This is a genomic window from Flavobacterium sp. LHD-85 (assembly GCF_030929595.1).
In the GTDB taxonomy this organism is placed as follows: domain Bacteria; phylum Bacteroidota; class Bacteroidia; order Flavobacteriales; family Flavobacteriaceae; genus Flavobacterium.
Window position 1 is genome coordinate 140,852 of record NZ_JAVFVR010000016.1, and the last position, 12,411, is coordinate 153,262.

The 12,411-nt window shown below is 33.5% G+C and carries 8 protein-coding genes and 2 tRNA genes; 5 read left to right on the forward strand and 5 right to left on the reverse strand.

The features are described from left to right. The 4 genes from proS (at nucleotide 1) to rpsT (ending at nucleotide 2,150) form a co-directional block, all read left to right on the forward strand. Complete coding sequence (gene proS, locus RB618_RS20690; protein ID WP_308070532.1) at nucleotides 1-1,479, forward strand: proline--tRNA ligase; 1,479 nt, start codon at nucleotides 1-3, stop codon at nucleotides 1,477-1,479. Between the two features lie 78 nt (nucleotides 1,480-1,557). After that, a tRNA-Glu gene (locus RB618_RS20695) sits at nucleotides 1,558-1,629 on the forward strand. Between the two features lie 45 nt (nucleotides 1,630-1,674). After that, nucleotides 1,675-1,746: transfer RNA gene (locus RB618_RS20700), tRNA-Glu, on the forward strand. A 152-nt stretch (nucleotides 1,747-1,898) separates the two neighbouring features. After that, on the forward strand, nucleotides 1,899-2,150 hold the full coding sequence (gene rpsT / locus RB618_RS20705) for a 30S ribosomal protein S20 (RefSeq protein ID WP_073417115.1): 252 nt from the start codon (nucleotides 1,899-1,901) through the stop codon (nucleotides 2,148-2,150). A 171-nt stretch (nucleotides 2,151-2,321) separates the two neighbouring features. Here the strand turns inward: rpsT and RB618_RS20710 are convergent, their stop codons facing one another. Both RB618_RS20710 and RB618_RS20715 read right to left on the reverse strand, forming a co-directional pair. Next, nucleotides 2,322-2,729: a response regulator gene (locus tag RB618_RS20710; RefSeq protein ID WP_308070534.1), complete on the reverse strand. Its 408-nt coding sequence runs from the start codon at nucleotides 2,727-2,729 to the stop codon at nucleotides 2,322-2,324. Between the two features lie 5 nt (nucleotides 2,730-2,734). Continuing rightward, a complete protein-coding gene (locus RB618_RS20715; protein ID WP_308070535.1) occupies nucleotides 2,735-4,444 on the reverse strand; it encodes a PAS domain-containing sensor histidine kinase in 1,710 nt (569 codons plus the stop codon). A 168-nt stretch (nucleotides 4,445-4,612) separates the two neighbouring features. Here RB618_RS20715 and typA point away from each other — a divergent pair, with 168 nt between their 5' ends. Next, nucleotides 4,613-6,409 (forward strand): translational GTPase TypA, encoded by a 1,797-nt coding sequence (gene typA / locus RB618_RS20720; RefSeq protein ID WP_111378311.1) that lies wholly within the window; start codon nucleotides 4,613-4,615, stop codon nucleotides 6,407-6,409. 158 nt (nucleotides 6,410-6,567) lie between these two features. On the opposite strand, the gene RB618_RS20725 is transcribed toward typA, so the two are convergent. The 3 genes from RB618_RS20725 to RB618_RS20735 all read right to left on the reverse strand — a co-directional run bounded on the left by RB618_RS20725 (nucleotide 6,568) and on the right by RB618_RS20735 (nucleotide 12,411). Beyond that, nucleotides 6,568-9,042, reverse strand: a complete 2,475-nt coding sequence (locus tag RB618_RS20725; RefSeq protein ID WP_308070536.1) for a T9SS type B sorting domain-containing protein — start codon at nucleotides 9,040-9,042, stop codon at nucleotides 6,568-6,570. Between the two features lie 164 nt (nucleotides 9,043-9,206). Next, nucleotides 9,207-11,561 (reverse strand): choice-of-anchor L domain-containing protein, encoded by a 2,355-nt coding sequence (locus RB618_RS20730; RefSeq protein WP_308070537.1) that lies wholly within the window; start codon nucleotides 11,559-11,561, stop codon nucleotides 9,207-9,209. 13 nt (nucleotides 11,562-11,574) lie between these two features. Continuing rightward, nucleotides 11,575-12,411, reverse strand: a complete 837-nt coding sequence (locus RB618_RS20735; protein WP_308070538.1) for an ABC transporter permease — start codon at nucleotides 12,409-12,411, stop codon at nucleotides 11,575-11,577.

Here is a 12,411-nt window from a genome sequence, read left to right on the forward strand (position 1 = left end):
ATGAGTAAGAACCTCACTACAAGATCAGAAGATTATTCGAAATGGTATAACGAACTGGTTGTAAAGGCAGATCTAGCTGAAAATTCAGGAGTTAGAGGATGTATGGTAATAAAACCATACGGATATGCTATTTGGGAAAAAATGCAAGCTGAGTTAGATCGTATGTTCAAAGAAACTGGACATCAAAATGCGTATTTCCCTTTGTTTGTGCCGAAAAGCATGTTTGAGGCGGAGGAAAAGAATGCTGAGGGATTTGCAAAAGAATGCGCGGTTGTAACGCATTATAGATTAAAAAATGACGAGGAAAGACCAGGAAAATTAATGGTTGATCCAAATGCAAGATTGGAGGAGGAGCTTATTGTTCGTCCAACAAGTGAAGCAATTATTTGGTCTACATATAAAGGATGGGTGCAATCTTATAGAGATTTGCCTTTATTGATTAATCAGTGGGCCAATGTGGTTCGTTGGGAAATGCGTACGCGCTTGTTTTTGAGAACTGCTGAGTTTTTATGGCAAGAAGGGCATACTGCTCATGCTACAAAAGAAGAAGCACTGGAAGAATCAGAAAAAATGATGAATGTTTATGCTGAATTTGCTGAAAACTTTATGGCAATTCCAGTTGTTAAAGGTTTTAAAACCGAAACGGAACGTTTTGCTGGTGCAGATGAAACATATTGTATCGAGGCATTAATGCAAGACGGAAAAGCATTGCAAGCAGGGACATCTCACTTCTTGGGTCAAAACTTTGCAAAAGCATTTGACGTTAAGTTCGCTAATGCCGAAGGAAAACAGGAACATGTTTGGGGAACTTCTTGGGGAGTATCTACTCGTTTGATGGGGGCGCTAATTATGACGCATTCTGATGATCAAGGATTGGTGCTGCCTCCAAATTTGGCTCCAATTCAAGTAGTTATTGTACCTATATATAAGACTGATGAACAATTGGCTCAAATTACAGAAGCAGTTAAAGATTTGACAGCTAAATTGAGAAAATTAAAAATCACAGTTAAATTTGATGATAGAACAACTCAAAAACCAGGATTTAAATTTGCAGAATGGGAATTGAAAGGAGTGCCTGTTAGAATTGCAGTTGGTCCGAAAGATTTAGAAAACGGAACTTTTGAGGTTGCAAGACGTGATAATTTGACAAAAGAGGTTGTTGCTAGCGAAAAAATCGTTGAGCATGTAAATGATCTTTTAGAGCAGATTCAAACGGACTTATTTACAAAAGCATTAGATTATCGTAATACTCATATTACGGAAGTAAATAGTTTTGAGGAATTTAAAGAAGTTTTAGAAGGAAAAGGAGGCTTTTTATCTGCTCATTGGGATGGAACTGCTGAGACAGAAGAGAAGATAAAAGAATTGACAAAAGCGACAATTCGTTGCATCCCTTTGGACGCTGTTGAAGAGGCGGGAACCTGCGTGTTTACTGGGAAACCATCGTCTAAAAGAGTGCTTTTTGCTAAGGCATATTAAAAAAATATATATTTTTTTGCATTAGGTGTTGCGCAAATAAAAAATAGATGTATCTTTGCATCCGCAATACAGAAGCACGGTCCGTTCGTCTATCGGTTAGGACGCCAGGTTTTCATCCTGGTAAGGGGGGTTCGATTCCCCCACGGACTACAAGTTATATTACATATTGAAAAGTTTCCAACTTAGGAGAATATTGGTCCGTTCGTCTAGGGGTTAGGACGCCAGGTTTTCATCCTGGTAACAGGGGTTCGATTCCCCTACGGACTACAAATTAGTTGTAAATAAGTTTTGTAAAACAAAAATTGGTGTCTCGGTTTTTGTTTTATTAGTTAAAACCAAAGTGATTGCATAGTAATTGTGGGAGGTTTTTCTTTTTTAACTAGTATTTATAATAATTATTACATCTAAAATTAAAAGAAATGGCAAATCATAAGTCAGCATTAAAAAGAATCAGAAGTAACGAAAAAAGAAGAGTTCTTAACAGATATCAGCATAAAACTACTCGTAATGCTATTAAAGCGTTAAGATTGGCTACTGATAAAGCTGATGCTACTGCAAAATTATCAACTGTAATCTCTATGATTGATAAATTAGCTAAAAAGAACATCATTCACGATAATAAAGCTTCTAACTTGAAGTCTAAATTAACGAAACACGTTGCTAAATTGTAATTAAAACAATTTATTAAAGATATAAAAAGTCCTCTTTTAGAGGACTTTTTTTGTTTTAACTCGAAGTAAAATTCCAATAAAAAAAAAATAAATTCCAAATTCCAATCTTTATAAATATTGGAATTTGGAATTTTAATTTTTTTGTGTTGAAGGGTTTTGGAATTTTATATTTTATAAATCAATTTTCTTCTTAAGATATTCCAGCATTGGCTGTGTAATGGGTTTAGAAAGAAAATCTATTATAATGGGATATTTTTTTGCTTTGGCAAGATCCTCGGGGTCAATAGTTGAAGATAATACGATAACTGGGACAGTGTTGAACTCTCTGTAATCTGGAGAAGTGAAATGATCTAAAAATTCCCATCCTCCCATAATTGGCATATTTAAATCTAAAAAAATTAATTCAGGCCTTTTTTTAGCCTTATCATTGGTGTATTTTAGAACATTGAAATGATGAAGAGCTTCTTCGCCGTTTTGAGCTGTAATAACTTCATGTGAAAACGAAGATTTTGAAATTACCTTTTTGCATAGCATCAATGTGATAGGATCATCATCGATGCATAAAATCTGCTCAAGCATAATAATTAATTTTTAAATGTTATTGTAAATGTAGTTCCTTTATTGACTTCACTATCAATAGAGATTGTTCCTCCCATTGTTTCGACCTGCGATTTTACAAGGTATAATCCTAATCCTTTGCTGTCGGGATAATTGTGAAATCTTTGATAAAGTCCAAATACTTTATCGCGATTTCTTTCTAAGTCAATTCCGATTCCGTTGTCTTTAAAGGTTAAGATTGTTCTTTGTTCTATTTGTTCTGCTGTTATAGATATTTTTAGTTTTCTGTTTTCCGATTTATACTTTATAGAATTAGTAAGCAGATTTAATAGAATACTTTCGATGTAGGCTTTGTTGGTAATAAGTTCAGGGACTTTGTCAAATTTTAGTTTGATTATTGGTTTGTGTAATTCAATTTGAAAAGAAAGCTGGCTAAATACGTTCTCAAAAACTTCTTTTAACGATACTTCTTCCTTTTGCATCGAAGGGTTGTCTTTAATAATAATGACTTTAACTAAATCATTGATGGTTTCATTTAGCAAATGTGTCGATTTTGTAAATCCGGCTAATATTTCTTCTAGCTCTTCATTTTCTATAGGAATGTCTTCTATTAAATTTAAAAGCCCAATCAAATTAGAAAGTGGCGCTCTAAGATTGTGTGAGGTGATATAAGAGAATTGTTTTAAATCTTTATTGTTTTGCGTTAATTCTCGGATAAGATGTTCTTTTTCTGTTTCAAGTTTTTTCTCATCTGTAATATCCCTCTGTATCGAAATCCAGTGCGAAATTACTCCTTCATTATTAAAGATAGGTATCATGGAAAAACGTACCCAATATTCTTCTTTGTTTTTAGTGTAAGTAATGGTTTCAATTAAGCATTCTTCTTCGTTTTTTATGGCTCTTAAAAGTTTTTTTAATTCGTCTGAATCCGATTTAGGTCCCTTGAAAATGTTTGGCGATTTTCCAATGATTTCATTTGACTGATAACCCGACATTTGTGAAAATGCAGGGTTGACGTAAACTATTTTTGGTATTCTTCTTTCTGAAGAATTTGCCTCGGTAATTAAAATGGAATCTTTAGATTGTGTAATTACGGTTTCTAAAAGTTTTAATCTTTGTTCTTCTTCTTTTTGTTTTGTAATGTCTTGAATAGCACCAATCATTCTGATGGCTCTTCCAGTCTCATCTTTTAATAAAAACCCTCGATCTAATACATATTTATAAGACCCGTCTGCACATCTGAAACGGTATTGGTCTTGCCATTTTTCTGTTTTTTGTTCTATAAAAGAATATAGTTTTATTGACATTCGGATGCTGTCTTCAGGGTGAATTTTGTCAAACCACCATTTAGAAGTTTTACCCACTTCTTTCGGGTCATAACCAAAAACACCTTCAATTCCTTTGTTCCAATTAATGCTATCCTCTTGAATTTTCCAGTCCCAGATCGTATCGCTAGTCGCTTTTGCTACAATGTCATATTTCTCATTTGATTCTTTTATTTCTTCGTTGGTTTTGTTTAGCTTTTCAAAGATGGTTATGTTTCTTTTTTCGTTTTTTGAAAGTATAAATCTGAAAACTAATCCAGTAATTAGAATAAATACAATATCTTTTATTAAAGCTATATATAGATATTCTGATGAAGAAAAGTAGGTTGTGAGTAATTTATGACATAAGGCCGCCATAATTATCGAGATGATGGTATAAATAAGAGTAATTTGGAGAGTTTTACTTTTCATCAGTTCAAATATAGTTAATTTAACAATAACTAAACGTATGTTAATGTCATTTTGAAACCGATATTTAGATGTTTTGTATTAACTAATTGATTGTATATACGCAAACTATGATAGAAACGTTTTTTTTTACAAAATAAAGTGTACCTTTGCGCCCATTAAAAATCACAGATGGAATCTATTAGAAACATTGCAATTATTGCCCACGTCGATCACGGTAAAACAACTTTGGTTGATAAAATTATGTATCACTGTCAGTTATTTCGTGAGAACGAAAACACAGGTGATTTAATCTTAGATAATAATGATTTAGAGCGTGAGAGAGGTATTACAATTACTTCTAAGAACGTATCTGTTCAATATAAAGGAACAAAAATCAATATTATCGATACTCCTGGTCACGCCGATTTTGGAGGTGAAGTTGAACGTGTATTGAACATGGCCGATGGTGTATGTTTGCTAGTTGATGCTTTTGAAGGACCAATGCCACAAACTCGTTTTGTTTTGCAAAAAGCGATCGATTTAGGATTGAAACCTTGCGTGGTTATCAATAAAGTAGATAAAGAAAACTGTACTCCTGAAGAAGTTCACGAAAAAGTTTTTGACCTTATGTTCGAATTAGGAGCTACTGAAGAGCAGTTAGATTTCCCAGCTGTTTACGGTTCTGCTAAAAACAACTGGATGTCTGATGATTGGAAAAATCAAACAGAAAACATTGAACCATTATTAGACATGGTTATCGCGAATGTTCCTGCTCCTAAAGTTTCTGAAGGAACTCCTCAAATGTTGATTACATCTTTAGATTTCTCTTCATTTACAGGTCGTATCGCTATCGGACGTCTTGAAAGAGGAACTTTGAAAGAAGGAATGCCAATTTCTTTAGTAAAAAGAGATGGTAAAATCATCAAATCTAGAATTAAAGAATTACACACTTTTGAAGGTTTAGGCCGTAGAAAAGTAGAAGAAGTTGTTGCTGGAGATATTTGTGCTGTTGTAGGTATTGAAGGTTTTGAAATTGGTGATACTATCGCTGATTTTGAAAATCCAGAAGCTTTACAAACTATTGCTATCGACGAGCCAACAATGAGTATGTTGTTTACAATTAACGATTCTCCTTTCTTTGGTAAAGAAGGTAAATTTGTTACTTCTAGACACATCCGCGAAAGATTGACAAAAGAGTTGGAGAAAAACTTAGCGATGAAAGTTGGAGAAACTGATTCTGCTGATAAATTCATGGTTTTTGGTCGTGGTGTACTTCACTTATCTGTTCTTATTGAAACAATGAGAAGAGAAGGATACGAGCTTCAAATTGGTCAGCCACAAGTTATCATCAAAGAAGTTGATGGTGTTAAATGTGAGCCAATTGAGGAGTTAACTATCGACTTGCCAGAAAACCTTTCTGGTAGAGCGGTTGAATTCGTAACAATCCGTAAAGGAGAAATGCTTTCTATGGAAGGTAAAGGTGAGCGTATGATTATTAAATTCAACATTCCATCTCGTGGAATCATTGGTTTGAGAAATCAGTTGCTTACTGCTACTGCTGGTGAGGCTATCATGGCACACCGTTTCATCGGGTACGAACCATACAAAGGAGAAATTCCTGGACGTAACAACGGTTCATTAATCTCTATGGAAAATGGAAAAGCAATTCCTTACTCTATTGATAAATTACAAGATCGTGGTAAATTCTTCGTTGATCCAAACGAGGACATCTATGAAGGTCAGGTAATTGGGGAAAATACTCGTAGCGATGATATGACTGTTAACGTTACTAAAACGAAAAAACTTTCTAACGTACGTTCTTCTGGAGCTGATGATAAAGCTAGAATTATTCCAGCTATCAAATTCTCATTAGAAGAAGCTTTAGAGTACATCCAAAAAGATGAGTACGTTGAAGTTACTCCAAAATCTTTACGTTTAAGAAAGATTTACTTAAGTGAAACTGATAGAAAAAGATATAAAATCTAATTAGTTTTAACTTTCAATATAAAAAATCCCAAATTCCAGTTTTATGGAGTTTGGGATTCTTTTTTGTGTTTTAATCGGAATTGCTTTTTGCAATTGAAATTTATAAAGTTTGGAGTTTTTTTCAAGTATTGGAATTTCAGATATTGGAATTTAAAACATTATCTTTTTAAAGAAAAATGCCCTTTAGCTTCCCTATTGTCTTCCAATTTTAAGGTATACCAATAATCATCTGCTGGAAGTGGATTTCCAGTAAATGTGCCATCCCATCCCAAATCTGATGGATGAATTTGTTTTATAAGTTTGCCATATCGATCAAAAATGTAAATAATTGCATTTTTATTTTCGGTAGTATTGAGACCTACAATATTCCAGTAATCGTTATACCCGTCATCGTTTGGTGTAAAAAATTTTGGAGCACCTACAACTGCTGCAGTTTTGTGTATTGTCCCGCAATTTTTTTTATCATTGACATAAACTTCGTAGATTCCTGCTGCAACATTTTCGAAAATATTTGAATCTTGAAAAGGACCGTTAGGATTGTCAAGAGCATATTGATATTCTCCTTTTCCTTCAACAATTACAGTGATTTTATTTGAATCGTTAATTGTTAAATCTGCAATCTCAATTTTTATTATAGTTGCCTTATCTGATGCTGTAACTTCTATTGTTCTGGTTTTACTGCAATTAAATTTGTTTTTCACTGTTACGGTATAAATGCCAGCTTCATTCACGTCTAATGTGGGCAATATTTGATCTGGAATTGGAATTCCATCTTTTGCCCATTCATAGCTAAAGTTATTGGCTATGCTACTTTCAGAAATTCCAGATTCTAAATGTGCATAGTAAGAAGAAGAACCCTCACAAACGTTTGTAAAACCTGTGGTTTCAATATTAGGGAGTTTATTTATTTCGAGATTAATTTTATGAATTTCCAAGCAGTTATTGTTTTCTTCTACACGAGCATAAACCTCGTCATTATAAGGAATTCTATTTTGATATGCTCTTATATTTTCTATTGCATCTTTCTCCAGCAAAGCATCTTTTTCTGAACTATAATATTTTACAGTTTGCGAATTGCTGGATACTATGGCAACATCAGATAGGTCGAAAGAATGCAGTCCGTCTTCAATTCCGTCATCATCGCATGTAGGATTTAAAGTGTGTTCAATAACAGAAACGGGATTGGTTTTGAGTGTTAGAGTACCAAGGTTAGAACATTTCGTGATAGAATTTGTTATACGGACATATAAAGTTTGAGGATTTGTTGTATTGTAAAAGTCTGGAGCTATAGCGTTTGTGTTATTCTCAGAATCATTTTTATTTAAGAAAAATTGAGTAGCCATGTCAGGGTTTTTGAATGTCAATTCTGAATTCGCCTGATTTAAATTGAATAGAACCAATCCTGTTCCATTTTTGCTTGAATCGCATTGTTCTAGTGTCGCAGCAATTTTTGCCGGTAACGGATTTATATTAAGTGTAATTTTTCTAATCGTAGCACAATAAAATGAGTCGGATGCTTTTGCATAAATAAATTGTTGTCCTGGAATTGTATTGTAAAAGAGGTCAGTCAATTCGTTTGTATTGTTTTCTGCATCTATCTGAGTTAAATAATATTTGATGTTTAAATCCTTTTTATTTGGAAAAATCGTTTCAGTAATATCTTTTAAATAAAAGTTAGCTCTGCCGTTATGATCATTACCATCAGAAGAATCGTCGCATACATCAAATGAAGTTTTGGGAAATGATAATTTGTAATTATTGAGTGATATTGAAAAATCTGTTGTGGTAAAACATTTTGTAATCGAATTTGTTAGTCTTATGTAGATTTTCTGTTTTAAAGACGTATTTCTAAATGCTTCAGGATGAATAATAGGATTTTCTCCTAGTATTGCATCATTTGCATTAGTATGATAGGTAATTGTAATCTCAGGCTGATTTTGTACTACCGAATCGGTGTTTTGTGTTAAATCAAAAAGCGTAGTATTATCGTCAACAGAATCTGTGTCACACTTTTCTAAATTAAGAATGAATTCGGGATTAGGAGCTTTAAATACAGGAGGGTCGTACAATTTAGCCGAACCATTCCATGTTATATTAAATTTTGAATCTCCTGAATATCTGCAAATTACAATGAAATAACTTTCGTTGTCTTGAGTAGTAAGTAATTTTACAAAACCATCACCATTAGTTCCTATATCTTGACAGTCCTGCTGTACGCCTAAGCCTTCAAAACTTTCAGATGCAAATGAGTTCATGCCGGTGATGTTAGTGCTTTGTTTTGCAAGCTGAGGATTTGTAAAAGTATATCGAATAGGATCTTTTAAGTTATCGCAGGACACATTTGGACCAAAAACATAAAAATCAAAATCAACGCCCAAATCACTGCTTTCTGGGGTTAAAGTAAATCCGAGCGTTCCGCCTTTCTGGATATTTACTTTTAACCATAGACTGCTTACTTCGGGTATTTTGCAACGGGTAATATCTTGGAAATCTTTGATTAGGCCTGGCCCTTGAGCTGTCAAATCAGACAGGTTGTTATTGCCGCAAACTGTTACAAAGTCTTTACAGTCATTTTGTCCGTAAAGTTTTAAGGAGATAATTAAAAATAGCAGAAATATTTTAACTCGATTCATCTTATTAAAGTAAGATGTAAAAGTAAAAATATGTAGTTGAAATCTTAAGTTGCTGGACTGTTGTTTGTTGGCTATTTTTTGTTTTTCGTAGAATTTATTTTCAAGGATGTTAAATTAAATGGTTATATGTGCTATTATTGTTGAAAAAGCAAGAGTTTAAAATATTACCTCTTCAGACTAAAATGCCCTTTTACATTTTTTCCGTTAACAAAAAGAAGAGTAAACCAATAATCATCTGAAGGCATTTCTCTTCCGTTAAAAATTCCGTTCCAGCCTGATCCATTTTGGTTCATTTGCTTTAATAATTTCCCATAACGATCAAAGATTGAAATCGTATAATCTGGCATTTGATCAATGTTTTTAATTGCCCACAAATCATTGTATCCGTCTCCATTTGGAGTAAAGAAACGCGGATAATCTAAAACGTATATTTGAAATGCATTAGACAGACCGCAACCGTTTTTGTCTCTGGCAATCGCATTGTAAACTCCCGGACTTATTTGCGTGAAAGTTGGATCGTCTTGAAAAACGGATCCATCAAGCGAAAATTCATAATTTCCAACGCCCGTATATAGAATTTTTACAGAATTGTCTGTTCCAGAAAAATCTTTAACATCTGCTCCTGTAATTGTAGCTGGTTCAGATAAAATTACTTTGAAATTTTTAGTTTTTGGGCATCCATTTGCATCTGTTACGGTTACCGAGTAATCACCTGGGGTGCTAACTTGGATTGAATTTGTTGTGCCTAAGTTATTAGACCAATTATAACTGCTAAAACCAGTGGCAACAGATAATGTTATCTGATCTCCTTTGCAAAGATATTGTGTTGCATCTTCAAAATTGGGCGGGTCAAAAGTATGTATAATCAATTCGATAGGAGTGATATCATAGCAATCAGAACCGTTGATGGCACGAGCATAAATAGTCTGGCTGTTTGGTACAGTATTTTTAAAAATATTTGGCAACGGATTTGTTTCTGTAATTGCATCAGAAGCTGTTGTAAAATAAGTGAATACTAATCCAGTTGGCAGACCTGTTGAAATTTGAGGAGTTACTTCTGTCGCTAAATCAAATTGATAATATCCGTCTTGAATTTCGTCTCCATCACACTTGGCAATTGGAGATTGATCTGGAATTGCAGTATTAGAAATATTTAGTGTAATTTCTGCAGTCGCACTGCAACCAAAAGTATTTTCAATTCTTGCAAAAACGATTTGATTCGGTGCTTTGTTAGTATAACGTTGAGGATTTGAAATTGGATTTGTTTTTGCCTGTGCATCTGCCAAAGTTTCGTAATATCCTTGGTTGGTAATCTGCGAGTTATTATTTTTTATGATATTGGCAACTTTTGTCAAATCAAAAATGGTGATACCGTCTGTGTTATCATCGCATTGCAATAAAGAAGTGTTGGTTGATTGAATTTGTGGTGAAAATTCAATTGTGATTTCTCCAACAGAAATACATGTTGTGCCGCTTAAATTCGCCTCAACTTTATACATGCCTGTTGTTTGCACAGCATAAGAGGAAGATGTTGCTCCTGGAATTTGAACATAATTATTGGAAGCGTCTTTTTTGAACCATTTAAAAGTGTAATCCGGTAAACTTATATTGGTTTCCAAAACGTAACTTTCGCCAAAGCAGACAGGATTATTATTTGCCACAGTTCTGTCTTCTCCAAAGTTTATTTTAGTTACAAAACTTCCTGCTTCAATAAAAACTGCCGAGTTGTATTGTCTCGTGGCATCATCAGCAATAACCAATTTTAAGTGGTATTTTTTGTTCGGAATGACCTCTGTAGAAGCATTCATTACTACAGTTTGCCCAGCGTAGTTAATAGGGCTGGAGGTTGTATTGTATCCATTAAAGTAACTTTCGTTTACAGCTTCGCATCCTATCAATGGTTCTCCACCGCTGCCATTTATGGTATTAATTTTTGGGTGAACTGTTGTGGCAGAAACCGCTGTTGCAGAATTGGGTAAAACAGCGAGATTTTTATAATTTTCACTGCTTCCCGCTTCTTTAATCAAGAAAGCAAATCCGTCTGAATAAATGCAAGGGAAATTATTTTGATATTCATTCGAAGCAAAAATATAATTGAAGCTTATTGAATTAGTTAGAGCCACGAAATCAAATTCTAAAACTGTAGCCTGTGTGCTATTGTTAATGCCTAAAGCTTGATTAAGGTCGGAGTCACCATTCCAACCTTGCACTTGCACTCCTTTAGAATTTTGCTGAACAAAGGGGCCTTCTGCATTTTTACTTGGTGAAGTGCTCAACACTATTCCGCTTGAAAATGGAAAGTTTGCACCAGCTGTAAAAGAGCCATAACTTTGCTGGTTTGGAGTTGGGTTTCCTGATGCGCCTACACTTTCAATATCAACACAAGAACTATTTATTAAAACATTTTGAATTAAATCTGTTGGTGTTGCCGTATTATTTACAGAAATATTCTGTGCGCTGCTTTTATGACAAAAACAGCACAAGATGAAAATTGGTATTAAAAATCGTAGTTGACTCATAGTAACAAATATACTACAAATCTCTATTTTTTAATAATTTGTAAGAAAAATAAACAAACGTAAAAGTCCAAGCTAAAACGATAAAAACAGCAAAATAATCAACACTAAAATCAGCATCTGTTTCAATTCCCATTTGTGTGCCAATGTTCTTCACAACAGATAATCTTGGGCCTGGATTAACAATTAAATTGGACATTGATTCTAGAGGGAGAAATTGTGTGATTTTTTTATCAATATCGCTGTCTGGAAAAATTTTAAATGCTAAAGTACCTCTTATTATTGCTTCAATTATATTCCAAACCAAAAGAAAACCAAGAGCAAAAGCAGAACGTTTTACTAATATTCCTAAAAATAAACAGAACGAAAAGAAACCTGTCAATTTTACAAAAAAGGCTAGTAGATAATCTAAGTCACTAAAGATAATGCCAAATTCGGTGTAAGAAGAAAACGATAATCCTAGAATTAAACTCATTACAAAAACAAAAACTGTAGATGCAAAAGCAAATAAAACTACTGTTAAGAATTTAGATAAAATAAATTCTTTTTTGCTAAGACCATCAATTAAGTTTTGTTTTAAAGTTCCGTAGCTATACTCATTTGCCATCATGGAAACAATTACAATGGCTAAAAAGAATTTCATCCAAGCGGCAACATACGTATTAAAATGCCAGATAAACGGAAAATTGAAAATTCCCATTTCTGCCAAATGAAATTTAAAAATTCCAATATCAAATTTTATTGCTGCAATTAGAGCTATAAAAGAAAGTAATACAAAGTAAGTTAGGGTTAATATTTTACTGGCTTTGTTCATCCAGATTTTTTGCAATTCTATAGAGAGAAGTCTTTTCAT